Source organism: Micromonospora sp. NPDC052213 (genome assembly GCF_040679695.1).
Classification (GTDB): Bacteria; Actinomycetota; Actinomycetes; order Mycobacteriales; family Micromonosporaceae; genus Micromonospora.
On record NZ_JBFAVI010000092.1, the window covers coordinates 1 to 24,964 of the forward strand.

At 71.9% G+C, this 24,964-nt stretch carries 26 protein-coding genes and 1 tRNA gene; 14 read left to right on the forward strand and 13 right to left on the reverse strand.

The annotated features are described in order from the left end of the window. Positions 1-102: 102 nt before the first annotated feature. Complete coding sequence (locus tag AB0L34_RS21160) at positions 103-1,935, forward strand: NHL domain-containing thioredoxin family protein (RefSeq protein WP_363705986.1); 1,833 nt, start codon at positions 103-105, stop codon at positions 1,933-1,935. 41 nt (positions 1,936-1,976) lie between these two features. Here AB0L34_RS21160 and AB0L34_RS21165 read toward each other — a convergent pair whose 3' ends face one another. Genes AB0L34_RS21165 through AB0L34_RS21175 form a run of 3 tightly spaced genes read right to left on the reverse strand, consistent with a single transcriptional unit; the run spans position 1,977 to position 4,184 of the window. Continuing rightward, complete coding sequence (locus AB0L34_RS21165) at positions 1,977-2,726, reverse strand: 5-oxoprolinase subunit PxpA (RefSeq protein WP_363705987.1); 750 nt, start codon at positions 2,724-2,726, stop codon at positions 1,977-1,979. Beyond that, a complete protein-coding gene (locus AB0L34_RS21170) occupies positions 2,710-3,570 on the reverse strand; it encodes a biotin-dependent carboxyltransferase family protein (RefSeq protein WP_363705988.1) in 861 nt (286 codons plus the stop codon). The genes AB0L34_RS21165 and AB0L34_RS21170 overlap by 17 nt, the downstream gene beginning before the upstream one ends. Further along, complete coding sequence (locus tag AB0L34_RS21175; RefSeq protein WP_363705989.1) at positions 3,567-4,184, reverse strand: allophanate hydrolase subunit 1; 618 nt, start codon at positions 4,182-4,184, stop codon at positions 3,567-3,569. The genes AB0L34_RS21170 and AB0L34_RS21175 overlap by 4 nt, the downstream gene beginning before the upstream one ends. 106 nt (positions 4,185-4,290) lie before the next feature. On the opposite strand from AB0L34_RS21175, the gene AB0L34_RS21180 reads away from it, so the two are divergent. Beyond that, a complete protein-coding gene (locus tag AB0L34_RS21180) occupies positions 4,291-4,968 on the forward strand; it encodes a hemolysin III family protein (protein WP_350702265.1) in 678 nt (225 codons plus the stop codon). A 92-nt stretch (positions 4,969-5,060) separates the two neighbouring features. Here AB0L34_RS21180 and AB0L34_RS21185 read toward each other — a convergent pair whose 3' ends face one another. Then, a complete protein-coding gene (locus AB0L34_RS21185) occupies positions 5,061-5,348 on the reverse strand; it encodes a DUF6458 family protein (protein WP_350702267.1) in 288 nt (95 codons plus the stop codon). A 114-nt stretch (positions 5,349-5,462) separates the two neighbouring features. Between AB0L34_RS21185 and AB0L34_RS21190 the strand changes: the two genes are divergently transcribed. Then, positions 5,463-5,999, forward strand: a complete 537-nt coding sequence (locus AB0L34_RS21190; protein WP_363705990.1) for a histidine phosphatase family protein — start codon at positions 5,463-5,465, stop codon at positions 5,997-5,999. Between the two features lie 142 nt (positions 6,000-6,141). Here AB0L34_RS21190 and AB0L34_RS21195 read toward each other — a convergent pair whose 3' ends face one another. The 4 genes from AB0L34_RS21195 to AB0L34_RS21210 all read right to left on the reverse strand — a co-directional run bounded on the left by AB0L34_RS21195 (position 6,142) and on the right by AB0L34_RS21210 (position 10,954). Beyond that, the gene (locus AB0L34_RS21195) at positions 6,142-6,411 is read right to left on the reverse strand and encodes a DUF6458 family protein (RefSeq protein WP_043961115.1); all 270 of its coding nucleotides are present in this window, start codon (positions 6,409-6,411) and stop codon (positions 6,142-6,144) included. A 659-nt stretch (positions 6,412-7,070) separates the two neighbouring features. After that, the gene (locus tag AB0L34_RS21200) at positions 7,071-8,927 is read right to left on the reverse strand and encodes an acyl-CoA dehydrogenase (protein WP_363705991.1); all 1,857 of its coding nucleotides are present in this window, start codon (positions 8,925-8,927) and stop codon (positions 7,071-7,073) included. A 163-nt stretch (positions 8,928-9,090) separates the two neighbouring features. Beyond that, positions 9,091-10,224 (reverse strand): PP2C family protein-serine/threonine phosphatase, encoded by a 1,134-nt coding sequence (locus AB0L34_RS21205; protein ID WP_350702273.1) that lies wholly within the window; start codon positions 10,222-10,224, stop codon positions 9,091-9,093. Positions 10,225-10,324: 100 nt separating this feature from the next. Next, positions 10,325-10,954 (reverse strand): septal ring lytic transglycosylase RlpA family protein, encoded by a 630-nt coding sequence (locus AB0L34_RS21210; protein WP_363705992.1) that lies wholly within the window; start codon positions 10,952-10,954, stop codon positions 10,325-10,327. Positions 10,955-11,150: 196 nt separating this feature from the next. Between AB0L34_RS21210 and AB0L34_RS21215 the strand changes: the two genes are divergently transcribed. Beyond that, positions 11,151-11,699, forward strand: a complete 549-nt coding sequence (locus tag AB0L34_RS21215) for a phosphoribosyltransferase family protein (RefSeq protein WP_363705993.1) — start codon at positions 11,151-11,153, stop codon at positions 11,697-11,699. Here the strand turns inward: AB0L34_RS21215 and AB0L34_RS21220 are convergent. Continuing rightward, entirely contained in the window at positions 11,677-11,943 is a 267-nt protein-coding gene (locus tag AB0L34_RS21220; RefSeq protein ID WP_363705994.1) for a hypothetical protein, read from the reverse strand. The two genes, AB0L34_RS21215 and AB0L34_RS21220, sit on opposite strands and share 23 nt — an antisense overlap. 30 nt (positions 11,944-11,973) lie before the next feature. On the opposite strand from AB0L34_RS21220, the gene AB0L34_RS21225 reads away from it, so the two are divergent. Further along, positions 11,974-12,405: an ASCH domain-containing protein gene (locus AB0L34_RS21225; protein ID WP_363705995.1), complete on the forward strand. Its 432-nt coding sequence runs from the start codon at positions 11,974-11,976 to the stop codon at positions 12,403-12,405. A gap of 56 nt (positions 12,406-12,461) precedes the next feature. Here AB0L34_RS21225 and AB0L34_RS21230 read toward each other — a convergent pair whose 3' ends face one another. Further along, positions 12,462-13,343: an LLM class flavin-dependent oxidoreductase gene (locus AB0L34_RS21230; protein ID WP_363705996.1), complete on the reverse strand. Its 882-nt coding sequence runs from the start codon at positions 13,341-13,343 to the stop codon at positions 12,462-12,464. A gap of 96 nt (positions 13,344-13,439) precedes the next feature. Here AB0L34_RS21230 and AB0L34_RS21235 point away from each other — a divergent pair, with 96 nt between their 5' ends. Together AB0L34_RS21235 and AB0L34_RS21240 are read left to right on the forward strand one after the other, a co-directional pair. Beyond that, positions 13,440-13,760: a helix-turn-helix transcriptional regulator gene (locus tag AB0L34_RS21235; protein ID WP_363706007.1), complete on the forward strand. Its 321-nt coding sequence runs from the start codon at positions 13,440-13,442 to the stop codon at positions 13,758-13,760. A gap of 205 nt (positions 13,761-13,965) precedes the next feature. Further along, positions 13,966-15,063, forward strand: coding sequence for a hypothetical protein (locus AB0L34_RS21240; RefSeq protein WP_363705997.1), 1,098 nt, complete (start codon positions 13,966-13,968; stop codon positions 15,061-15,063). Between the two features lie 141 nt (positions 15,064-15,204). Here the strand turns inward: AB0L34_RS21240 and AB0L34_RS21245 are convergent, their stop codons facing one another. Continuing rightward, positions 15,205-16,002 carry a DUF4253 domain-containing protein gene (locus tag AB0L34_RS21245; RefSeq protein ID WP_363705998.1) on the reverse strand — a complete coding sequence of 266 codons (798 nt, stop codon included), beginning with the start codon at positions 16,000-16,002 and terminating at the stop codon, positions 15,205-15,207. A gap of 290 nt (positions 16,003-16,292) precedes the next feature. On the opposite strand from AB0L34_RS21245, the gene AB0L34_RS21250 reads away from it, so the two are divergent. Further along, positions 16,293-18,638, forward strand: coding sequence for a FlgD immunoglobulin-like domain containing protein (locus AB0L34_RS21250; RefSeq protein ID WP_363705999.1), 2,346 nt, complete (start codon positions 16,293-16,295; stop codon positions 18,636-18,638). Positions 18,639-18,759: 121 nt separating this feature from the next. On the opposite strand, the gene AB0L34_RS21255 is transcribed toward AB0L34_RS21250, so the two are convergent. Beyond that, positions 18,760-19,314, reverse strand: a complete 555-nt coding sequence (locus AB0L34_RS21255) for a hypothetical protein (RefSeq protein WP_363706000.1) — start codon at positions 19,312-19,314, stop codon at positions 18,760-18,762. A 241-nt stretch (positions 19,315-19,555) separates the two neighbouring features. Here AB0L34_RS21255 and AB0L34_RS21260 point away from each other — a divergent pair, with 241 nt between their 5' ends. From AB0L34_RS21260 to AB0L34_RS21280, 5 genes are all read left to right on the forward strand, one after another. Beyond that, positions 19,556-19,852, forward strand: coding sequence for a hypothetical protein (locus AB0L34_RS21260; RefSeq protein ID WP_363706001.1), 297 nt, complete (start codon positions 19,556-19,558; stop codon positions 19,850-19,852). Positions 19,853-19,932: 80 nt separating this feature from the next. Next, complete coding sequence (locus tag AB0L34_RS21265) at positions 19,933-20,508, forward strand: N-acetyltransferase (protein WP_363706002.1); 576 nt, start codon at positions 19,933-19,935, stop codon at positions 20,506-20,508. Positions 20,509-21,077: 569 nt separating this feature from the next. Further along, on the forward strand, positions 21,078-22,079 hold the full coding sequence (locus tag AB0L34_RS21270; protein ID WP_363706003.1) for a DUF1963 domain-containing protein: 1,002 nt from the start codon (positions 21,078-21,080) through the stop codon (positions 22,077-22,079). Positions 22,080-22,388: 309 nt separating this feature from the next. Further along, entirely contained in the window at positions 22,389-22,535 is a 147-nt protein-coding gene (locus AB0L34_RS21275) for a hypothetical protein (RefSeq protein WP_363706004.1), read from the forward strand. Positions 22,536-22,825: 290 nt separating this feature from the next. Further along, positions 22,826-23,098, forward strand: a complete 273-nt coding sequence (locus AB0L34_RS21280; protein WP_363706005.1) for a hypothetical protein — start codon at positions 22,826-22,828, stop codon at positions 23,096-23,098. Positions 23,099-23,407: 309 nt separating this feature from the next. Here the strand turns inward: AB0L34_RS21280 and AB0L34_RS21285 are convergent. Then, positions 23,408-23,481, reverse strand: a tRNA-Gly gene (locus tag AB0L34_RS21285). 400 nt (positions 23,482-23,881) lie between these two features. On the opposite strand from AB0L34_RS21285, the gene AB0L34_RS21290 reads away from it, so the two are divergent. Then, complete coding sequence (locus tag AB0L34_RS21290) at positions 23,882-24,865, forward strand: zinc metalloprotease (RefSeq protein WP_363706006.1); 984 nt, start codon at positions 23,882-23,884, stop codon at positions 24,863-24,865. Positions 24,866-24,964: the final 99 nt, after the last annotated feature.

The following is a 24,964-nucleotide window of genomic DNA, read 5'->3' on the forward strand; positions in this document are numbered from 1 at the left end:
CACGGGAGACCGTGGCCCCGCCCCCGTTCCGCCGGTGGGATGTGATCGAGCCCGCGCGGGGTGCCGCCCGGCCCGACCCGCCGCGTCCGGCAGACTGGGCTCATGAGCGCACGAGTACGGGCCCCCGAGCTGCGCGGTCGAGGCTGGCTGAACACCGGCGGGCGGGACCTGAGGCTGTCCGATCTGCGCGGCAAGATCGTGATCGCCGACTTCTGGACCTTCTGCTGCATCAACTGCCTGCACGTGCTCGACGAGTTGCGCCCGCTCGAGGAGAAGTACGGCGACGTGCTCGTCGTGATCGGCGTGCACTCGCCCAAGTTCGAGCACGAGAAGGACCCGGACGCGCTGGCCGCCGCCGTGGAGCGGTACGGCGTCCACCACCCGGTGCTCGACGACCCCGAGCTGGACATGTGGCAGCAGTACGCGGCCCGCGCCTGGCCCACCCTGTCGGTGATCGACCCCGAGGGCTACGTGGTGGCGACCATGGCCGGCGAGGGCCACGCCGAAGGGCTCGCGCGTCTCATCGACGACCTGATCGCCACCCACGAGGCGAAGGGCACCCTGCACCGGGGCGACGGCCCGTACGTGCCGCCGGCCGAGCCGGAGACCACGCTGCGCTTCCCCGGCAAGGCGGTGCTGCTGGAGAACGGCAACCTGCTGGTGTCGGACTCGGCCCGACACTCGCTGGCCGAACTGGCCCCGGACGGGGAGACGCTGATCCGCCGGATCGGCGCCGGCACCCGGGGGCGGGCCGACGGTCCGGCCGGGGCGGCCACCTTCTCCGAACCGCAGGGGCTCTGCCTGCTGCCCGCGCACGCCGCCGAGGTGGCCGGCTACGACCTGGTCGTCGCCGACACCGTCAACCACCTGCTGCGGGGCGTACGCCTGGCGGACGGGGAGGTGGTCACGGTCGCGGGCACCGGTCGGCAGTGGCGCTCCACGGTCGACGACCACGCGCACGACGCGCTCTCGGTCGACCTCTCCTCCCCCTGGGACCTGGCCTGGTACGACGACAGGGTCGTCATCGCGATGGCCGGCATCCACCAGCTCTGGTGGTTCGACCCGGTGAAGCGCACCGCCGGCATGTACGCGGGCACGACGGTGGAGGCGCTGCGCGACGGCCCGCTGGCCGAGGCGTGGATGGCGCAGCCGTCCGGCCTCTCGGTCTCGGCCGACGGCGCGCGGCTCTGGATCGCCGACAGCGAGACCAGCGCGGTCCGGTACGTCGAGAACGACGTCATGGGCACCGCCGTCGGGCAGGGGCTCTTCGACTTCGGCCACGTGGACGGGCCGGCGTCCTCGGCGTTGCTCCAGCACCCGCTGGGGGTGTGCGCGCTGCCGGACGGCTCCGTGCTGATCGCCGACACGTACAACGGGGCGGTCCGCCGCTACGACCCGGAGGGCGACCGGGTCTCGACGGTCGCCGACGGGCTGGCGGAGCCGAGCGACCTCGTGCTGACGCCGGCCGGCGAGGTGCTGGTGGTGGAGTCCGCCGCGCACCGGCTGACCCGGCTGGCGCCGGGCGCGCTCTCCGCCGCGGGGGCGAGCACCGTGGACGGGCCTCGGCACCGCACCGAGCGCAAGCCCACCGACCTGGCCGCCGGCGAGGTGACGCTGGACGTCGTCTTCACCCCCGCGCCGGGGCAGAAGCTGGACGAGACGTACGGCCCGTCGACGCGGCTGGTGGTCTCCGCGTCCCCGCCCGAGCTGCTGTTGGAGGGCGCCGGCACCGGCACGGAGCTGTCCCGCCGGCTGGTGGTGAACGGCGACGTGGCCGGCGGCGTGCTCCAGGTGACCGCCCAGGCGGCGACCTGCGACGCGGATGTCGAGCACGCGGCCTGCCACCTGACCCGCCAGGACTGGGGTGTCCCGGTCCGGGTGGTCGACGGCGCCGCCGCCCGGCTCCCGCTGGTCCTCCGCGGCCTCGACGCCTGACCCGGTCGCGCTCGGCGTCAGGTCGGCCTTCCCGCCGAGGCTTACGCGAACGGGGTGAGCGGCACCCCCGCGTCGATCAGGGCGGCGCGGACCAGCTCGGCGCAACGGACCGCGCCGGGGGCGTCGCCGTGCAGGCAGATCGACTCGACCGGGCACGGGACGACGCTGCCGTCGACGGCGACGACGGTCCGCTCGGTGGCCATCCGGACGGCCCGCGCGGCCACCTCCTCCGGGTCGGTGACCAGCGCGCCGGGGGCGGTGCGCGGCACCAGCGAGCCGTTGGGCAGGTAGCCCCGGTCGGCGAAGCCCTCGGCGACCACCCGCAGGCCCGCCCCGGCGGCGAGCTGGGCGAGGACCGAGCCGGGCGAGCAGAGCAGCGGCAACCGGTCGTCGTAGTCGCCGACCGCCGCGACCAGCGCCGCCGCCTGGGCCTCGTCGCAGGCGGCGGCGTGGTAGAGCGCCCCGTGCGGCTTGAGGTAACGGACCCGGCTGCCGAACACCCGGCAGAACGCGTCGAGGGCGCCGAGCTGGTAGGTGACCTCGTCGCGCAGCTCCGCGAAGGCGTACGCGATGTGTCGCCGGCCGAAGCCGGCAAGGTCGCGGTAGCCGACCTGGGCGCCGACGGCGACCCCGCGTCCGGTGGCGGCCTCGCAGACCCGGCGCATCGTGGACGCGTCGCCGGCGTGGAATCCGCAGGCGACGTTGGCGGAGGTGACCAGGTCCAGCAGCGCGGTGTCGTCGCCGAGCCGCCAGATGCCGAATCCCTCGCCGAGGTCAGCGTTGAGGTCCATGGAACCTGACCGTAGTCCCTGGGCGCGCCTGCGCGAGGGGGGTCACGTCGTCCACCACCCCGACGACGGGGTACCCGCCGGTGGTCGGATGGTCGGCGAGGAAGATCAGCGGCTGGCCGTCCGCCGGCACCTGCACCGCGCCGAGCACGATTCCCTCGCTGGGCAGTTCCCCGGCCACCGCGCGGGGCAGCGCCGCGCCGGTGAGTCGCGCGCCGACCCGGTTGCTCACCGGGCTCACCGCGTACGTGGTGCCGAACAGCCGGTCCAGCGCCGCCGGGGTGAACCAGTCGTCGCGGGGGCCGAGGCGCAGCGTCAGCCGCAGCTCGGTCGGCGCCGGTGCCACGACGGTGAGGTCGACCGGGGCGGGTGGCCCGGTCGGCGCGCCCAGGGGCAGCAGGTCGCCGTCGCGCAGCGGCGGCGGGCCGAGCCCGGAGAGCGTGTCGGTGGCCCGGCTGCCGAGCACCGGCTCGACGGCGATCCCGCCGCCGACCGCGAGCCAGTTGCGCAGGCCGTCGCGGGGCGGGTCGATCCGCAGCACGGCACCCGCCGGCACCGACAGCGGCCGTCCCACGTCCCCGGGACGGCGGCCGACCCGCACGGCGGTTCCGGCACCGGTCACCGCGACCGTCGCCGCGCGCGGGAACCGCAGCTCGCAGCCGGTCATCGTGATCTCCAGGCCGGCGGCGTGCTCCGGGTTGCCGACGAGGCGGTTGGCCAGCCGCAGCGCCGCCGGGTCGAGCGCGCCCGACCGGGGCACGCCCAGGTGCGCCCAGCCGGCCCGGCCGAGGTCCTGGACGGTGGTCAGCGCCCCGGCGCGGAGCACCTCGACCGCCGGCCCGGTCACGCGGCCACCAGGCGCACCTCGGTGCCGGGGGTGAGCCGGGCCGGCGGGTCCGCGTGCACGTCGAAGAGGGCGGTGCCGGTCCGCCCGACCAGCAGCCAGCCGCCGGGCGAGGCCGTCGGATAGATCCCGGCGTACGGGCCGGCCAGGGCGACGGAGCCGGCCGGAACCCGGGGGCGCGGGGTGGGCAGCCGGGGCACCGCCAGTGCGGCGGGGAGCCCGGTGAGGTAGGCGAACCCGGGGGCGAAGCCGCAGAAGGCCACCCGGAAGGCGGTACGTGTCAGCCGCTCGACCACCGCCGGCACGTCCACGCCCCAGTGGCCGGCGACGACGGGCAGGTCCTCCCCGTCGTACGTCACGGGGACCTCGACCGTCTCGGCGGCGGCCGTGCCGGCGGGGGCGGGCGGGCGTGGTGTCCAGGCGGCGATTCGCGCGGCGGTCGCGGCCGGGTCGGGCACGCCGTCGAGCAGGACGGTGGTGGCCGCCGGCACGATCTCGACGGCGCTCAGCTCGCCGCGTTCGCGCCGCCGCCACAGCGTTGCCCGCCATCCCTCCACCTGGTCGGCGTCGTCACAGTCGATCAGCAGGGCGTGCGCCCCGACGGGTCGGATCCGCATCCCGCCATACTCCACGACCGACCCGGGGCACCAGGGTCGACGGTCGTCGTCTCGCGTGACCGGACGCACTACTTGCAGGTAACCTACGGTGCCGTAACCTAATGTCGTGACCACCTCCGCCCCGCTTCGACTCAAGCCGGTCGACATCGGTAAGCCCCGGATGCGGGGCTGGCTCCACACGTACGCGTTCTTCGTCGCCCTCGTCTGCGGGATCGTGCTCAGCGCGATCGCCGCCTCCCGGCCCGGCTGGGCACCCCTGGTGAGCTGCGTGATCTACAGCCTGACGGTGTGCGGGCTGTTCGGCACCAGCGCCCTCTACCACCGGCGGGTGTGGTCCGAGCGCGGCTACCAGGTCATGCGCCGGATGGACCATTCGATGATCTTCGTGTTCATCGCCGGCACGTACACGCCGTTCTGCGTGCTGCTGCTGGAACCCCGGCCGGCCACGATCATGCTGTCGCTGGTCTGGGGCGGCGCGCTCGCCGGGGTGGCGCTCAAGCTGGTCTGGCCGCACGCCCCACGCTGGGTCTCCGCGCCGCTCTACCTGGCGCTCGGCTGGGTCTCGGTCGCGATGCTGCCCGACATCCTGCACCAGGGTGGCGTCACCGCCCTGGTGCTGCTCATCGTGGGCGGGGCGATCTACAGCGTCGGCGCGTTCTTCTACGCGCTACGCCGGCCCAACCCGTGGCCCACCGTCTTCGGCCACCACGAGTTCTTCCACGCCTGCACGCTGGTGGCGGCACTCTGCCACCACATCGCCATCTACTTCGCCCTCTTCGCCTGACCCCGCCGGCCGACGCACCACCCGCGTTCCCGCCTGCGCACCACGACGGGGCCCCGCCATGCCGCGGAGCCCCGTCAGATCGGCGTCGGATGTCAGACCGTGCGGCGCGGCCGACGCACCTCGCGGTACTCCTCGACGACCCGGTCGTCCTGCACCGGCACGACCCGCTCGGCGACGACCCGGTCCTCGGCCACCGGGCGGGCGACGACGGTACGACGGCGCGTGTTCCAGAAGTGGAGGGTGACCAGCAGGCCGGCCAGGCCGGCGAGCATCAGCACCCAGCCGACGACCGCCAGGTTGAGCCAACCCAGATCCGCCTCCACGGCGAACGCGAAGATCGCACCCAGCGCGATCAGGAAGATGCTGCCACCAAAACCCATGTCGTCGCCTCCTCGGCTGTCCCTGGCGTTTGCCTCCGCCGCGGCCATCGGTGAGGGTGCGGCATCCATCGACTTACCCAGGCGCTCTGATCGCCAATCGGGCAAGCTTGGGACATGACGGACGCTCACGCCGCAGGACGGACACTGGTGCTGCTCCGGCACGCCAAGGCCGAGCAGCCGGGGGATGTGCTGGACGAACGCCGCCCGCTGGCCGCCCGAGGGCACGCCGACGCGGCGGCGGCCGGCGCCTGGCTCGCCAAGCACGCGCTGCTGCCGGACGTCGTCATCTGCTCGACCGCCCGGCGCACGCGGGAGACCTGGCACGGCGTGGCGATGGGCATGACCGGGTCACCACCCGAGGGCGGCTCGGCCGGTCCCGCCCCGGTCGTACGCTACGAGGCGGAGGCGTACGAGGCGCACATGGAGGACCTGTTGACGCTGGTCAGACGGGTCGATCCGGCCGCCCGCACCGTCCTGCTGGTCGCCCACAACCCGGGCATCTCGCTGCTCTCCGCCCTCTTGGACCCGTTACGCGCGGACCAGGACGGCATGCGTACCAGCGACGTCGTCGTGCACCGGCCCGAGGTCGGGTGGGCCGACCTGGACCGGGGACGGGCTCCGATCACCGGCCACCACACCGCACGCGGCTGAGCCACCCGCCGGTGCTGGCGGATGGCCGAGGGGCCGCTCGAGGTGCCGGTCGTGCCGCCCGGTCGTCGTACCGCCGCTCGGGTTGGCGGCACGACGGCGCCGGCTCAGGGCGACGGTGTCGGCTCAGGACGGTGGCGCCGGCTCAAGACGGTGGCGCCGTCGGCGGCGGCGGATCGGGCGGCGGTGGCATCATCGCGGTCGGATGCGAGAGCCGGTTCTCCTCCACGATCAGGGTCCGCGCCCGCTTGCGGCGGTCCTGCCAGAACCAGAGCGTGGTCAGCAGTACGGCGAGCCCGGCCAGGATGAACACCCAGCCGACCGCGCGCAGGTCGACCCACCAGACGTTGGCCCTGATGGCGAAGGTGAGGATCGCGCCGATCGCGATCAGGAAGATCCCGCTACCAATGCCCATGTGCGCTGCACTCCCCCGTGCGATGGCTTCTGGGCGTTCTCTGCCGTGGTCCTGCGACGGTTACCCGCCACACCGCCCGGCTACCTGGCTGAGGCCACCGAATAGCCGAGGCGCCCCCTCTTCCGGAAGCTCCTTCGGGCGGGCCTGCCTCTTCCCATTGGCGCTCGCCATCCGGACCCGGGCATGTCGCCCCAGCTCGCCCATGACGCCGGGGCCGACCGCGTCGCGCCCGACTGCGGAGCGTGATGGACCCGGAGAATTTTGGGAGCTTCACCGAGAGTCATGATCACGCCGCCCCCCAACTCAGCCCGGGGCGGGCACGAATCGGAACAACAGGATGAGAACGGTACAGCTCGCCACCGCCAGCCCCACGCCTCCGCGTCGCCTTTGCTCTGCACCCACGGACGCGACGGACACCGAGAGTGTCTGGTGCTTCGGCGGGTGCAGAGCAAAGGGCACAGGAGGGCACCGCTTGTCGGCGCGCTGACCGCAACGCTGCGTGATCGATGTGGTGACCGCGGGCCGATCGGCGGGCACGACGCCTCCGAGGACGCCGACGGCCGGCGGGCTGCTGCCCGCCGGCCGTCGTGCCTGGCCTATGCCGGGTCGTCACCCGGCCCCGTCACCGCGCCGCCGCGCGGGCGTGGCATGGCGTGGCCTCAGAATGCCTCCTCCGGGAGATCCATGATGTCCAGGTCGGTGCCCTCGATGATCCGCCGGTCGGCGCCGATGCGGGGCAGCACCTCGCGGGCGAAGAACCGGGCGGCGGCCACCTTGCCGGTGTAGAACGCCTTGTCGGCGGCGGAGACCTCGCCGGCCAGGGCCTTCAGTGCCACGTCGGCCTGCTTCTGGAGCAGCCAGGCGACGACCAGGTCGCCGACCGCCAGCAGGAACCGGCGGCTGGCCAGGCCGACCTTGTAGAGCGCCCGGGTGTCGCCGCCCTGCGCCTCGCCCAGCCAGCCGGTCAGCACCGCGACCATGTTCTGGATCTCGACGAGCGCCTTGCCGAGCGCCTGCCGCTCCTCCTTGAGCTGGCCGTTGCCGCCCTCGGTGGCGATGAACTCCTGGATCTCGCCGGCGACGACCATCAGGGCCTTGCCGTTGTCCCGGACGATCTTCCGGAAGATCAGGTCGAGGCTCTGGATCGCGGTGGTGCCCTCGTACAGGGTGTCGATCTTCGCGTCGCGGACGTACTGCTCCAGCGGGTAGTCCTGGAGGAAGCCGGATCCGCCGAAGGTCTGCAGCGACTCGTGCCCGAGCAGCTCGTACGCGCGCTCCGAGCCGACGCCCTTGACCAGCGGCAGGAGCAGGTCGTTGACCCGCTTGGCCGTCTTGGCGGCCTTCTCGTCACCGGCCGTCTCGGCCAGAATGATCTTGTCCTGCCAGCTCGCCGTGTAGCAGACGAGCGCGCGCAGGCCCTCGGCGTACGACTTCTGCAGCATCAGCGAGCGGCGCACGTCCGGGTGGTGGGTGATGGTGACCCGCGGTGCGGTCTTGTCCGCCATCTGGGTCAGGTCGGCGCCCTGCACCCGGCTCTTGGCGTACTCGAGGGCGTTGAGGTAGCCGGTCGACAGGGTGGCGATCGCCTTGGTGCCGACCATCATCCGGGCATTCTCGATGATCATGAACATCTGCCGGATGCCCTCGTGCTTCTCGCCCAGCAGCCAGCCCTTGGCCGGCACGCCGTGCTCACCGAAGGTCACCTCGCAGGTGTTCGAGACCTTGAGGCCCATCTTGTGCTCGACGTTGGTGGCGAAGACGCCGTTGCGCTCGCCCAGCTCGCCCGTGTTCTCGTCGAAGTGGTACTTCGGCACCACGAACAGCGACAGGCCCTTGGTGCCCGGGCCGCCGACACCCTCGACGCCGACCGGGCGGGCCAGCACGTAGTGGATGATGTTGTCGCTCAGGTCGTGCTCGGCGGAGGTGATGAAGCGCTTCACGCCCTCGATGTGCCAGGAGCCGTCGGGCTGCGGGATGGCACGGGCCCGGCCGGCGCCCACGTCCGATCCGGCGTCCGGCTCGGTGAGCACCATCGTGGAGCCCCACTGCTTGTCGGCGAAGAGCTTGGCCCACTTCTTCTGCTGCTCGGTGCCCTCGACGTGCAGCACGTGCGCGAAGGACGGGCCGGAGGAGTACATCCAGACCGCGGCGTTGGCGCCGAGCACCAGTTCGGCGAGGGACCAGACCAGCGCCCGCGGGGCGTTGCTGCCGTCCAGCTCCGCCGGGAGCTCCAGCCGCCAGAACTCGGAGTTCATGAACGCCTGGTACGACTTCTTGAACGACTCGGGCAGCGGCGCGGTGTGCGTGGCCGGGTCGAAGACCGGCGGGTTGCGGTCGCTGTCCAGGTAGCTGGCGGCCAGGTCCTCCCGGGCGAGGCGGTCGACCTCGGCGAGGATGTCGCGCGCGGTGTCGACGTCCAGCTCCGTGTACGGCTCCTGGCCGAACGCCCGGTCCGCCCCGAAGACCTCGAAGAGGTTGAACTCGAGGTCCCGAAGATTGCTCTTGTAGTGGGTCATGCTCGCTGGCCCCGCTTCCGGACAGGTGTTACCGATCAGTAACCCCGACTCTATTACTCGCGGGTAGGAAGCGACAAGCCGATCTCGGAAGTGACGGCGATTACACAGGTCCCGTTCAGGTTGCCGAGACCACCCCGACACCCTCTCGCGACGGCCGTCGGCCTCAGCTCTCGGCCGCGCCGACCTCCCAGCTCGGCACGGCCGCGGTCGCGGTCGTGCCGCCGCGCGAGCCCGTGTACTCCATCAGGACCAGGGCGATGTCGTCGTCGAGCCGGCCGTGCACCCATTCCTTCAGAGCGGTCTCCAGCGAGGCGAGCCCATCGGCGACGGTGCCGTGGCCGAGCAGCCGCCAGGCCCGGTCGGCGGTCGGGAAGAACTCCCCGTCCCGGCGCGCCTCGCCAAGCCCGTCGGTGAAGAGCAGCAACCGGTCGCCGGGCTCCAGCCGCTCGACCCGGGGCCGGACCACCGGCATGAAGCCCAGCGGCGGGGCCGGGGCCGGCGGTTCGAGCGGGATGACGGCGCCCCGGCGCAGCAGCAGCGGCGGCGGGTGACCGCAGTTGACGATGGTGAGCGTACCGCCCCGCTCCTCGACCAACGCGGCGGTGACGAAGTCCTCGTCGCCCACGCTCCGGGCCACCGCCCGGTCCAGGTCGGTCACGATCGCCCGTAGGTCGGCCCGCTCGTACGCCACGTGCCGGTACGAACCCAGCACGATGCTGGCCAGCCGGACGGCGTCCAGTCCCTTGCCGCGTACGTCGCCGATGATCATGCGCACCCCGTACGGCGTGTCGATCGCCTCGTACAGGTCCCCGCCGATCTCGGCCGTGGCGGTGGAGGAGATGTAGCGGGCGGCGACCGAGAGACTGCCGACCTGCGGCCCGAGCGGGCGCAGCACGGCCTGTTGCGCCACCGCCGCCAGCCGGGACAACTCGGCGATCTGCTCGGCCTGCCGTTGCCGTACGGCCGCCGTGGCCGCCGCGATCCCGGTGCCCAGCGCGATGCACGTGACGGCTACCGCGGTGGACAGCGACACGGTCTGCTCGCCGAGGGCGAAGCCCGCCCCGAGCGCCGTGGCGGCGGCGCCCACCCCGAGCACGATCCGCCACGACGCCAGCGCGGCGGCCAGGAAGGGCGCGGCGACCATGAGCGCGATGTAGTTCGCCGACCGCCCGTCGGCCAGCTCGACCGCCGAGACGATCGCGAGCAGGACGACGGCCGCGCCGAGGCCGGCGCGGGATCCGGGACTCAGTGGGCCGCGGCCCGACTGGAAGGGTTTCGTGCGTACGAGGGACAGCATGCCTGATGGACGTGAACGGGTGAATGAAGCTGGCCCGTCGTCCGAGGATGTTCTGGCCGCGCGGATCATCCCGGCAGGCCGATCGCGGCCCGGCGAGGGCTCAGCCGAGCACCTCGTAGCGGACCTCGACGTGACCCGCGTCCAACGAGGCGATCTCGGCGAACGCGGCCCGGGACAGGTCCAGGCAGCGCCCCTCGACGAACGGGCCGCGGTCGTTGATCCGCACCGTCACGGACTTGCCGTTCGCCGGGTTGGTGACCCGGACCCTCGTGTCGAACGGCAGGGTCTTGTGGGCGGCGGTCAGCTCCGACGGGTCGAAGGTCTCGCCGTTGGCGGTGAGCTGCCCCTCGGAGTAGAAGGAGGCGCCGCACGAGCCGCTGTCCACCACCGGCCGGGCGGTGCTGGTCTTCTTCGTCGCCGTGGGCTTCGGCGCGGCGGTGCGCGGCTTGCTCCGGGAGGGAGCCTGGGGCGACCGGGTCGCCGTCGGGCTGGCGGTCACGCTCGGCGAGGCGCCGACGCTCGGCGAGGCGGCCGGCGAGCTGGGGGCCACGCTGCTCGGCACGCCGGTGGGCGACAGGTCGACGGCGGCCGGCCGCGCGGACTCCGAACCGGAGGTCAACTGGACGGCGCCGACCGTGCCGCCGACGGCGAGGGCCACCCCGACCGCCGCGGTGGCCGCGATGGCGGCCGGCGAGGAGAACATGCGGGTACGGGAGTGCCTGCCAGCCACCGGTCCGGTCCTTTCGTCATCTGACAAACCGGGTCGGACCATAACGAGAGAAACACTTCCGAAGTCAACGTGATCATGTTGTTTTGCCCGCAATTGCGGTGATACGTGTAGCCGATCATCCGACCCGAGGTGGGCCGGGCGGCCCGGGCGAGCCACGGCCTGCACGGGCCGCGCCGGTTGCCGCAGGATGGGTGGCATGCCCCCCGAGCTGAGCGGACGCCTCGCCGAGCTGGTCCGGTGGATCGATCCCGGCCCCGGCGCCAGTCACCTGGTCAGCGACGTCTCCGGCTGGTGGCGCGACCCCGAGGTGCTCGCCCGGCTCGGGCCGGCCCTGGTGGAGCCGTTCCGGGCCGCGCGGCCCACGGTGGTCGTCGCGCCGGCGGTGACGGGGTTCCTGCTCGGTCCGCTCGCCGCCACGGCGCTCGGGGTCGGCTTCGTGCCGGCACACAAGCCGGGCGACGGTCGGCTGCCCGCCGGGCCGCTCACCTGGGCGCAGAGCCCGCCGGACTTCCGCGGCAGGCGGGTGGACCTGGCCGTCCGGGACCACGGCCTCGACCGCGGCGACCGGGTGCTGGTGGTGGACGACTGGGTCGCCACCGGAGCCCAGGTCCGTGCGCTCTACGAGATCTGCGCCGCGCGCGGCGCCGAACCGGTCGGTACCGCCGCCGTCGTGCTCGACTGCCCGCCGACGGTCGCCGCCGAGCTGCGGATCCGGGGGCTGGTCAGCGGCGACGACCTGACGTGACCCGGACGAACTCCTCGACCTCCGTGCCGGTGCGGACCCGGCCGAGCACCTCCGCCGGGCGGGCCATCGGGCCGGGCACCGTCAGCGCGTGGCCGGCCTGCTCGACTTCCAGCACGTGCGGGATGAGCCGGCGGGCGACAAAGCCCTCCCAGGATCGGTCGCCCGTGCCGCCCACCAGCAGAGCGGCGCGGTGGCCGACCGTACCGCCGAACGGGTCGCCGGCGGGCGACCAATGCCCAGGCACGAGATCAACGACGGCGGTAGCGTCGGCAGGATGTGGCCTCGGATCGGTGAACTGCGCACCCTCGCCCTCGGCACTCCCGGCGACCTGCGGACGCGCCTGAACACCCTCGTGCTCGGCGGGGTGAAGACGGCGACGGCCGGCCTGCTCACCGAGTACGCCGAGGAGGGCGAGGAGTTGGAGCGCGTCGGCGAGCGGCTGGCCCTCGTGGACGACGAGGACTCGCTGGTCGGCGTCGTCGAGGTCACCGGCGTCGAGGTGGTCCGCTTCGCCGAGGTGACCTGGGACTTCGCCCGGTCCGAGGGCGAGGGCGACCGCTCGGTCGAGGAGTGGCGCGCGGGGCACGCCGCCTACTGGTCGCGGGTCGGCACCCCCGTCACCGACGACAGCGAGGTCGTCTGCATCCGGTTCCGGCTGGTCTCGGCCGGCGACGGCGGCATCCCCACCGGGGACCTCGGCACCTGAGGGCACCCGGGCCGGGCCGAATCCGGCCACCGAGCCGAACGGGCGCGCCGGGGACGTCAGCCCCGGCGCAGCTCGGGCAGCAGGCGGGTGGCCACGTCCACCAGGACGGCCTCGTCACCGGCGTACCAACTGCTGGCCCGGGGCCAGTGCGTGACCACGTCGGTGAAGCCGAGGGCGGCGGCCCGGCCGACCTGGTCGGCGAAGAACTCGGCGCTGTGCAGCGAGAAGACGGGCGCCGAGTCCAGCGACAGGTAGCGGTCCAGGGTGCCCGGGTCGCGGCCGGCCGCGGCGAGCGTCTTGTCCATCCGGGCGCAGAGCTCGGCCACCCCGTCCCACCAGCTCTCCAGGTCGTCCCCGCCGGGACCGGTGGTGACCCAGCCCTGACCGAACCGGGCCGCCAGCCGCATCGACCGGGGCCCGTTGGCGGCCACCACGAAGGGCACCCGGGGCGACTGGACGCAGCCCGGGTTGTTGCGCGCGTCGACCGCCGTGAACCAGTCCCCGCGCCAGGTGGTGCCGTCCTCGCGCAGGATGAGGTCGAGCAGCTCGGTGAACTCGGCGAACCGGTCGACGCGCTGGCGCGGCGGGAGCGTCTCCCCGCCGAGCACGGCCGAGTCGAAGCCGATCCCGCCCGCGCCGAGGCCGAGCAGCAGCCGCCCGCCGGAGACGTCGTCGAGCGCGGTGACCTGCCGGGCGAACGCCGCCGGATGCCGGAAGTTCGGCGAGGCGACCAGCGTCCCGAGCCGGATGCGGGTGGTCACCGTCGCGGCGGCGGTCAGCGTGGTCACCGAGTCGAACCACGGCCCGTCGACCAGGTCCCGCCAGCCCAGGTGGTCGTACGTCCAGGCGTGGTCGAAGCCCCACTCGTCCGCCTGCCGCCAGCGGCGCTGGGAGTCGGACCAGCGCTGGTCGGGAAGGATCACGATGCCAATCCGCATGATCGCCAGCCTAACGGCCGCCGCCGGCCCGGACCCGCACCATGCGGGCGCTTGTCATGTATCGATGATCTGAATATGGTGACGCCCGTGACCGCGATGCGCGAGCCGACGTTCCTGATCCTCACCGCGCTCGCCGGCGGCCCACGGCACGGCTACGGCATCATCCGGGACGTCACCGCCCTCTCCGCGCGGCGCGTCACCCTGCTGCCGGGCACCCTCTACGCCGCGCTGGACCGGCTGCACGCGCAGGGGCTCGTCGCGCCCGACCGCGAGGAGACCGTCGACGGCCGGCTCCGCCGCTACTACCGCCTCACCCCGGACGGCGTCCACGCCCTCGACGCCGAGACCGCCCGGCTGCGCCAGCTCGCCACCGCCGCCGAGACCCGGCTGCGCGCCCTGCGCCCCAGAACTGCCTGACCGCCCGCACGCCTTTCGACACGGCCGCACCGCCGCCGCACCGCCCGCTTCCGCATCCCAGCACCGCCGCCGCACCGCCCGCTTCCGCATCCCAGCACCGCCGCCGCACCACCGCGCCAGCTCCGTACCACCGCACCGCCGCTCCCAGCCGAACCGCTCGCGCGATCGCACCGCCGGATCCGCGCGTACCGACGAAAGGACGGCCATGCCGACGAACGGCGACCCGCTCGCCCGCCGCTACCGGCGACTGCTGTTCTGCCATCCGCGCGCCTACCGGCGTGACCGGGCCGACGAGATGGTCGGGGTCCTGCTGGACGCGGCGCCGGCCGGCCGCACCCGGCCCACCGCCCGCGAGGCCTTGAACCTGATCCGGCACGGCCTGCGCTGCCGGTTGGGACGGCCGGCAAGCCGCACGGTCGGCGTCTGGGCCACCCTCGCCGCCGTCGTCTGCGGGCTGTTCACCGCCGCCCTCACCACCCGGGGCGCGTGGGAGACCTCCCGGCCGCTGCCGGACCGGGCCGAGACCGCCGCCGTCGTCGCCGCCGTGCTGCCCGGCCACGACCTCGGCGACGTCGACCTGGCGCCCGCACTCTTCACCTTCTACACCCAGCGGCTCACCGCGCGGAACATCGACAACCTGGTCTTCGGGGACGGCGGCGAGTACCAGGCGAGCAGCGTCGTCGCCGAGGTGACCGCGTCACCGCCGATGTCCGCCGGCGAGACGCTCGCGCTCGCGCAGCGGCGCCTGCGCGAGACCGGCTGGCAACTGTACGAACCGACGGTCGGCCGGTACTCCGGTTGCGCCGACAAGTTCTGCTCCCGGATCACGGACACCACCGATACGGCGGTGCCGGCCCGGCGCGGCGACACCGAACTCACCCTCGCGATCCGCGCCGAGTCCCCCGGCGACACCGTCCAACTCTGGCTGAATCTGCGCCGGACGACCCCGCCGGCCGTGCTGCCGGCCGGCGTCGTCGGCGGCCTGCTCGGCGCGGGCCTCGGCTGGCTGGCGTTCGGCTGGGCCAGTCGCCGCACCGAGGCGTCGCACCCGGCCCGGGGCGCGGTCACCGTGCTGTACGCGCTCACCATGGTCCTGTGGTGGGCACCCGTCCTGCTGACCGTGCCGACCCTGCTCCGCCACCACCTCGACGAACCGCACCCGACGTGGCACCCGCTGTGGGAGTGGCTCGGCCAGCCGGCGGCCCTGCTGTTGTTCCTGGCCGGTACGGCGACCGCACTGCTCGGGCTGGCGCTGGCCGCCGCGCCCCGCCGCGACCCACTGCCCACGGCCGCCGTCGGCTGACCGGCTGCGGCCCGGCGGCAGACGGCAGTAGCCGTCCGGTCGCATCAGCCTGACCCGTACGGACCGCAGCTGGCCGAATCCGCAACCGTCGGTGGAAGGCGCAGCCTCGTTTCATGCCGGCCCGCTGGGTCGGGGCCGCCTTCAGTCCCACCAGAACGACCAGGAGTGCGCGCCCCGGATTCTCTCGGCGTAGGCAGTCAGCGTTCCGGCGCCCTGCCAGATGTTGTCGGGGCAGAAGGCGAAGTGCTCGGCCGCCACCTGGCAGGCGTGCTCGATCGAGGTCGGTGGGGCGGCGACGCTGAGGTGGAGGGTGTCGAATCCGACGCCGACAACTCGGACCCCGAAGCGATCCTCCCAGCTCCGGACCACCGCCGAGATTTCGCCCGAGTCGTTGGTGTAGTTCAAGGGACCGGACCAGCCGCTGACGGCGAGTGTGTCCGCGCCACGAGCGGCCGGCACGAGTCCGAGACGTGCCGGCTTGAACAGGAGGAACTCCGCGTACTGGTCGGCGGATTCATCGGGTGACGCGGAGGCGTCACCGGGCACGGCGAGGCCGGGCCAGCGGTCACCGAAGGGGGCGGTGACGGAGGCGCGTTCGGCCGCTGGCCGTATGTCTTCCCGATCGGGCCTCGTGTGCGCGGTCCACCACCGGGCCAGCAACTCGGCTGCGTCGTGGCGGTCCGGTGAGGACATGCCGGCCGGGAACACCTCCCCGTCGGCCCACGGACGAGTCTCCTCGCTCGACAGCCCACTCAGCAGCAGCGGCCACAGCCCGGATTGCCGGTGCTGTGACCGCAGCCGCGACCAGAGCGCGGCTCCGACCGGGGCCTCGCTCAACCAGTACGGCGGCGGTCCGCCGTCTTCCGGCTCGACGAGGCGGCCGGGCGGCAACGTCCTCGGTGGCAACGATCCGAGCAGGCGCGGCAGGTCCCTGATCATGGCAGGAGCGTAGGAGGCCCGTACGACGAACTTCCGACCCGCCGCGGCGGGTGACGCGGGCCGGGTCGGGGTTGCCACCTGCACGGCACGGGATCCGTAGTGGATGGGGCCGTCCCGACGCGGCTGCGACTGCTAAGCTCCCGCCACTTGCCTGGGGCTTCCGGCCGGCGCGGATCGCTGATGTGTGACCTGCCACCGCATCGATGCGCCGCAGGAACAGCCTCCCGGCGAGCCGTCGTCCGGCCCGTGGCCGGAACCCCTTCATCCTCTGTCCCACAGGGAGGACGAGCGTGGTCCGAGGCTCGCTCATCCGCGCCGGCATCGCCGCCGCCGTGTCGTTCACGCTCACCGTGGGTCTGACCCCGTCGTCGGCCGGCAGCGCGCGGGCCGAACCGGTCGCGGGAGAGGTGGTCATCCCCGCCAGCTACGTCCTGTCCCCCCAGACGCGGCTGTTGAGCGCCGGCCCATCGGGGTTTCTCCGGCACGAGCCCACGCTCGAATACCTGTGGACGAGCTACGCCGGCGTCGACACGAAGCTCGACATGTCCCTCACGGACGCGTTCAGAGTCCCGGATTTCGGCGCCGGCTCGGACATCGTCGCGACCCCGAACCTCACCGACAGGACCGTCACGCTGCGGGACATGTCGACCGGTCGGTCGCGTACGGTCGTCATCCCCCTCGGTCACACGTACGTCAGCACTCTGGGGTCGACGGTCGTGACGACAGCGGGGGACCCGTCGACCGGCCACTACACCTGGCATCTCTTCGACTCCCACGACGACGGTTCCGTCACCCGGCGCGCCGTGGCGGGCGTCTCCGAAGGGGTCACGGCAGCGACCAACATCTCGGGCCCGCTGGGCGACGCGCGCGGCCAGGTCGTGCAGTACCGGGTGGGCAGCACGCCGCACACCGGTTTCCTCGACGTCGAGCAGGGCCGGTTGATCCCGCTCCCGTACGCCGCGTACAGGGGCACCGGCACCGTCGTGCTCACCTCCACCCACCTGCTGTGGTTGCACGACGGCACCGTCTCCGTCCACTCGCGCGCGGACCTCACCGCCACCCCGCGGACGGTGCCGCTGACCGGCGCCTCACAGGTGCTGGGCATGGTCGGCGAGACGCTCGTCGTGGGCCGGCACGACCCCTCGTTGGGCCCCTTCAACTACCTGGACCCGGTCTGGCGGGTCGAGGCCGTGGCGCTCGACGGACGTACGGTCAAGACGCTGCTGACCAGGTCGGGTGGCTCCCCCATGCCGACCCCGGACGGCCGGCTCCTGGTGCAGGGCGGCCCCGACGTGGACCGGTGGGGGATCTTCGTCGTCGAGGCCGCGGACGGCGGCGACGTGACGGTCCGCAAGGCCGCCGAGGCCTACCCGCGGAAGCTCCAGGCAGTGTCGGGGCTGACCCTCACCCAGGGCCGGCTGAACACCCTGGAGCAGGAGAACGCCTGGCAGAAGCGGCACCACCTCTACACCCGGGAGATCGGCGTGACCGGCGCCCTCGCGGTCGGGGCGCGCACCGCCCGGGGTCCCGCACCCGCCAGCTGCGACACCACGGCGTGCCCCGACCTCCACGACACCGGAGACGGCCGGACGGTCGTCTCCGGTCTCAGCTACGGGCGTACGGACGACGACCGGCAGCCTCACCTGCTGGGGCCGAACCAGCCCATGCCCGGAACCCGGATCGACGGCTCCCGCACGTACCACGCGGTGGCGGCGGTCGGCGGCCGCTTCGCGGCCCTCACGGTGGTCGGCGGCACGGGTACGGAGACCCGGGTCGTCGACGTCGACACCAGGGCCACGGTGTTCACGACCACGGCCTCCGTCGAGGCGCTGTGGGGCACCACCCTGTGGGTGCGGGACGGTAACGACGCCGTGGCCCCGGTCGACCTGCTGACCGGGCAGCGGGGCGCTCAGGTGTGGTTCGGGAGTGGGTGCCTCCTGGAGGACCTCCAGGCCGTCGGGCGCTGGCTGCTGTGGACCTGCGTAGGCTCGGCGTCGGGTCAGGGCGTCTACGACACGGTCAAGCGGACGAACCTGCGACTCGTGTCCGGAGACGACTGGTCGTGGGCCAAGCTCGGCGACGGCTTCGTCGCGTCCGAGGTGGACGGGCAGCTCAAGGTGACCGACGTCCGCGACGGAACGCCGAGGTCGCACACCGCCGGGGCGTTCGCGTCGTGGCGGCCCTGGGACGTCGACCCGTACACCGGCGTCATCGCCCACCTCGGCGCCGACGACGGCATCCACCTGGTCCCCAGCGGCGTCCCGGTCTCGCCCCTCGCCCAGCTCGACGCCACCGTCGCCACTTCGGCGCACGTCAAGGACGCCACCGGGCACTGGAGCCCGAAGTGGTGGCTGTCCAAGCCGGCCGCCTCCTGGACCCTCGTGATCAGGAGTCAGACCAGCGGCGCCGTCGTCCGTACCCTCTCCGGCGGGCTGACGCGCGGTGTGGTGGCCACGGCGTGGAACGGCAAGGACGACCGCCGCCGCGTGATGCCCAACGGCACCTACACGTGGACGCTGACCGCCACGCCGGCCGACGGGCAGGGCGCGGCCCTCACCAGGTCGGGGACCATGAAGCTCAGCCACGAGTGCCACATCGGCGACCGCCCGCAGCTGGTCGTGGTCAGGTGCTCCTGACATGACCGCGCCGGACGGCGCTGTCCCCGGGCGTTGCACCCGGTTCGCCGCCCAACTCGTGGCCACCGTCGCCGCTCCGCTCGACGATGAGCTGGGCGCGTAGGTCGCTCATCCCCGGGTTTCAGGCGTTGACGGGCTCCTCATCGGGCTTCGCGTGCCGTGCGTGGGATGGGTGCCTCCGTCGCCACCACCAGCGCAGCAGCTGGAACAACCTCTTGACGGACTCCGGCAGCAGGAACGGTCCGACAGCAGTCACGGCGACGAGTTGCCAGACGTGTGCCTCGCCCGGATCGGCCACATAACCGAAGACGATCAGCGCGGCTATCACCCACCAAGCGACCTCCGCCCCCCAGTTGCGCACCCTGACCAGGGCAAGACGCCAACCCTTTTGTACGGGCGGATCGGGAACCTCGCCGGTGGTCACCATGGCCATCCAGCCGTGCCTCGAAAAGGTCAGCGTGTAGGCGAGCGTCATCGGCAGCCTCACCAGCGCGATCCACGCAGCGAACCTGGCAGGGCTCACGGCCACCTCACCCAGCACGTCGGGAGCGATCGCGACCAGCATCAGATACGAGACAAGGAGGAGGACGAAATCGACGGCAAACCCGAACAGCGGGAGTACCAGCATGAACAGCCGGCCCGACCGTCTAACCACGTGCGGGCTCATCTCCGTCATGCCGCTCATTGTCGGGCAGGTGGCAAGAACCGGCTAAGGGACTCCTTGCCATCCCGTTCGCCGTTGTCCCGCCCTCGTCGTGAGCGGGCCGCCGTCCGGCCCGCTACGCCAAGCGGTAGCAACGATCGATGCCAAATGGCACGCTGATGGCGCGCCGGGTTGCTCCGCTCGTCCGCTGTCGGCCGGCTAGGTCATACTGCGGACTGCATCCGCCCAAAGTCGCTCCTGCCACTATGAGCTGGTGGATGCCGGCAGCCTCGACGCGTACTCCGACCTGTGGGACGGTAGCGACCCGGACTGGGTGATCCTGCCAAGCGACGGGAACGACGATGGCGGCTTGCCCTATAACCGCCGGACCGGAGTGGCCGCACTGATGTGCGACGATGATCTGGCTGCCGCTGTGTTGCGTAACATGCGGGCCCATGGTGTCCCGGTCGCCGAGTCCCGCCTACGGCACCCTGAGCCAGAGCACTTGGTGGGGCGTCTGACGGACCTCGACGCAGCCAAAGCTGCACGTGACGACCTGCGGCACAAGTGAGGCTAGGAGTGTTGGGTCAGTAACCGTTTGGCTGGAGCACGGAGTCTCCGCTGGGCCTTGGGCTGGCTAGCCTGACGGTCATGAATCCGGCCATTACGAGCGGTGTGACCGCCGAGCCCGCGATCGTTGATGCCATGGAGCTGACCTCCGATCCGGAGCTGGAGGCCCGGTTCGCCGAGTCGGCCCACCAGATCCTGGCGGACCTGGTCAGTGGAGGTGCCGCGCTGGGCTGGGTCGAACCACCCTCGCGGGATGAGGTGGCGGAACTTCTCGGCCACGTCGTCTCCGCGGTGCAGGCCGGGGACGCAGCCCTGCGCGTCGCCTACCTCGACCGCCGGCTTGTCGGGTTGGGGTACTGGCTCCGCTACGCCCGACCGACGCATCGGCCACACGCCGATCTGGAGAAGATCGCGGTAGATCCTGCTGCCCATGGTCGTGGTGTCGGTCGGGCGCTTACCGCTGCCTTGATCGCTGATGCCCGGGAGGTGGCTATCGAGGTCCTCACCCTGGACGTCCGTGGTGACAACACCAATGCCCTGCACCTCTACCGGTCGCTGGGCTTCACCGAATACGGCCGTCTGCCCGGCTTCGTCGCCGTCGGCGACCGCCGCTACGACAAGGTCTTCTACATGCTGGACTTCCGCCAGCAAGGCTGACCGCTGCGTCTGACCCCACGCTCCTCAGGCAGTCGACGGCTCCGTCCACGTCTCGGGTCAGCTTCGCTGCCACGTCGCTCACCTCCGACCGCACGCTAATGGCACGCCAATGACACGGGCAACGGCCGCAGCCCGTGAGACGTCGAAGGCCCTGATGGGGACTCGCGTCCTGGTCAGGGCCTTCGCGTTGGAGCGGGTGACGGGAACCGAACCCGCACTGTCAGCTTGGGAACCGCACAAGATCGGCCTGCGGCTCGGCGTGCCCGCAGGTACACCCGGTCCTTCCGTGGCCTGGGCTTGCCTCGGGTTGCACTGCCTTGTGGCCCGTGGATGGCCCATCTGTTCGCCGATCTGCCGTGTTCGGTCATGACACTCGAAACCTGGTTGGCAGACACCCGCATCTCCTGTGAGACGGTCGCTGCCAGTCAGGCAGGGCGGGTGCCCCACCTGCTAGAAAACCTGCCCTACGACCGCCGGAGGCACGCTCTTCAGGGCGCGCATCGGATTGTGAGGACCTCACGCGGAGCGCTTCTTGATCACTTCAAACTACGCGCCGTAGTCTGCACGCCATGCCTCTCCCGCCGGCCTCATCGACCCTGCCCAACCCACCCGTCAACCGTCACCTGCTTCCGGAAGACCTCGACGCGATGCTCACCGCGGCGGTACGGGAGGCATACGAAAAGCCGGAGGCTGACGCGGACCAGCTCACCGATCGACTTCGGGCACTGGTGCGCCCTGCCTGGCTACTCAGCCGGGATCGTGACACGACGGGATCCGGACCCCTCGGCGGCTCCCGAATCGGCGGGCTGCCGGATCTGCCCCGGGGTTGGCAGTGGCCCACCACTCAGCTCACGCGACTCCCGGAGGACGGGGCGGCTGCCACCAGAGGTGCACTGGCTTTCACCGCACAGATCAACCTTGCTGACGTGGCCGGAGCCGCCGACGCAGGATGGCTGCCGTTGAGCGGTTGGCTGTGGTTCTTCCGCGACGAGGAGGACTGGTCCGGCGGGTCCAAGCCCAACCACGTCGTCTTGTACGCGGATGTCCCGGTGACCGAGCTGCACACCGCGCATCCGCCAGCCGACCTGAAGTATCTCGGCGACCTCGGTTCGGGCCCCGAACGCGACAGTCCGCTCCCGGTACGCCTGAACCGGACGCTGTTCCTGACGGCGAACTACAAGACCGATTGGCAGAGCCGGGGTTACGACAGGCTCGCCGAAGCCCTGGACGAAGAGTTCGACGAGGACTGTGCCGGCTTCGAACTGTTCAGTGAGATCCAGCATCGTGTGAATCGCGCGGCTGTCGGAGACAAGTCGTGGGAGGCAATGCTCCTGGGCCGTCCGACTCCGTGTCCGCCACCCGGCGGAGCATGCCCGTGCGGGCGCTCCACGCCGTCCGATGTTCCCGGCTACGACAGCGACGAGGGGCGACCCTGCGCCTGGGCGTGCGACTCGATGTTCGTCCTCTATGACTTCTGGGGCGACGGGCCGCTGGTGTTCACCGCGGACGCCAGGACCGCGCCCGCCGTCCAGGACGGCCGCTGGGCCGGAACGAAGGCATGGGTGTACTAACTAGATCTGTCCCGCACCGGTGGCCGGCCGGCCCGGCCGATGCCGGCCGAAGGTCGCCAGCAGGCCGGGGCCGGGTCGGCGCGGCCCGCTTGCGGGCCGCGTTGATCTGATGGAGCGCAATTCGGCAATCTGCGACACGGCGCTATACGTAGAGCAGTGGCAGTAGGCGGCGGTTGCGTCGTCGTGGGTCTTGCTACGGGGCCAGCGGGTGCATTGCGGAGTCTTCTGCGGCACGGACGCGGCGGATCAGCTCGGCTGGTCCGTGGTCGTGCAGGATCGCCAGTAGGCCGGTACTCGCCACAGGCGGCCATGAACTACCAGCACGCCACCTCGGAGGCGGATCGGGTCATCGCCCAAGCGGTGAGCGACGCGGTGAAGGCCGAACGGAAGAGGGCCAAGAAGGCGGCGGCCGGCCCGTCGGACAAGCCGATGGCCAAGGACAAGAAGCGTGGCTAGTGCCCGTGGATGCCCGTCGGGTGCTCGCGGCCCGAACAACATCAAAGGCCCTGGCGGGAGACTTGCGTCCTGGCCAGGGCCTTCGTGTTGGAGCGGGTGACGGGAATCGAACCCGCACTGTCAGCTTGGGAATTGCCGATGTCCACCTGCCTACGCGCTTGACGGCCTGGTCCCGGATGTCTCGTGACCCCGACTGGCCCCGCCTAGCCCCGGTCAATGGCACGCTAATGGCATGGTGGGCTGCTTCCCTCGACCGATGCGCGCAGTCGAGGTGGCGGAGAGGAGCATGCATGTCGACCGAACCGGAGCCGGGCCTGGCGCCCGAGCACGCGGGACCCCGCTATACCAACGATGATCCGATCATGATGACGGTCGACGGGCAGGAGTTTCGCATTCGTGAGCGTGCTGAGAAGCCTGTTGCGTACGACTTCGATTGGCTCAGTGGGCCGCACAACTACGGCTTCACAGCTGGCGGCCCCGCAATGACCCTGCCTGAGATGGAGGAAACCATCCGCAACTTCCTCGCTGATATCGACCCCGCCACCGGATACCTCAAGGAGTAGCTGAGCGGGCAGGATCTACCCCCGGTAGCTCCGCGCGGCCGAGTGATTATGAGCTCAAGATGGGCGACCCGGCGAGCTGCGCGGATGGGCTTCTAGCGGCCCTGCCTGAAGCCCATCTCCGCCGTGAGTCCGCCAAGGACACGACCGGCAAGAAGTCGGGCGGCAAGAAGGGCAAGAAGCGGTCAGCGAACCCGGACGGGGCCGGGGACGACCGGGCTAATGGCACGCCAATGGCACGCGGCATGATCGTTGGCCTTCGAACATCGAAGGCCCTGGCTGGGACTCGCGTCCTGGCCAGGGCCTCGATCGTGGAGCGGGTGACGGGAATCGAACCCGCACTGTCAGCTTGGGAAGCTGATGTTCTGCCATTGAACTACACCCGCAGGCGCCACCACTGTACCTGAGACGTCACGCCGGTGCACCCAGGCACCCCCTCCGACGCCGCACCGTGTCGCCCGGCGACCCGGGTGACTCGCGGCCGCCGCCCGGGAGCCGGCCCCGCCACGGCGGCCTTGGTCTGCTCTGTGCCGTGGCTCACACCGGCCGGCGGACCGGCACACCCGAAGATCGACGCCACCGCGCCGTCGGGCAGCGCGAGTCTCTACCGAGAATCACCGTTTCATCGCCAATTGTCGATCGCGGATCGGCGCCGGCCAGGAAAAAGTTTCGCCCCCGCAACATATGGCCGTTCTCAAATTCGTCGATCGGTTGTAACGTCTGCCCAACGTTCTCAGCCACGGCGTGACATACCCCCTGTCGCGCCGGCCAGAAAGAGGTGGGCCCATGGGACTCCGTCCCAACCTGCTGACCCGGCGTACGGCCGGCGTCGCGTCGACGACCCTCGCGCTGCTGCTCAGCACCGCCGCCGTGGGCGTCGTGCCGGCTGCGTCGGCCTTCTCCGCCGCCCCGAGCGAGGTCTGCGTCGAGCCGGCCGACGTCCACTCGGACTCCCGCCTCAAGGCGGGCGGCGCGGCCAAGCACGAGCCGAACGAGCTGACCCTGGCCGAGACCCGCGAGCGCGAGGCCGACCTGGCCGCCGCCCTGCGCGAGCGCGCCCGGTTCCGCACCGGCGCCGGCGCCTCCATCACGGCCACCGTCACCGTCCCGGTCGTGGTGCACGTGATCCAGCGGGACGGCACCCGGGCCGGCGGCAACATCCCGGACTCGATGATCACCTCGCAGATCAACGTGCTGAACCAGTCCTACAGCGGGGCGACCGGCGGTGCGGCCACCGCGTTCAGCTTCCAGCTGCAGAAGATCAACCGGGTGACCAACCCCTCGTGGTACCCGATCGTGCAGGGCTCCTCGGCGGAGCGGTCGATGAAGACCTCGCTGCGCGAGGGCGGCAAGAACACCCTCAACGTCTACCTGGGCGAGCTGAGCAACGACCTGCTCGGCTGGGCGACCTTCCCGACCCGGAAGCTGAGCAGCATGGACGGCGTCGTCGTGCTGAGCGAGTCGCTGCCGGGCGGCACGGCCACCAACTACAACCAGGGCGACACCGGCACCCACGAGGTCGGCCACTGGCTGAACCTCTACCACACCTTCCAGGGCGGCTGCTCCGGCTCGGGTGACAGCGTCAGCGACACCGCGCCCGAGGCGTCCCCGGCGTTCCAGTGCCCGACCGGCCGGGACACCTGCACCGCCCCGGGCGTCGACCCGATCAACAACTTCATGGACTACACCTACGACTCCTGCATGTACCAGTTCACCGCCGGGCAGGCCAGCCGCATGCTGACCGCCTGGAACGCGTACCGCGCGGCGTAGTTTCCCCGCACGACCCGGTGCCGGCTCCGCTCGACGGGGCCGGCACCGTCGTCTTCGGGGCGGGGTGGGGGCGGTGCGGCGCCCCGGACGGGGACGGCC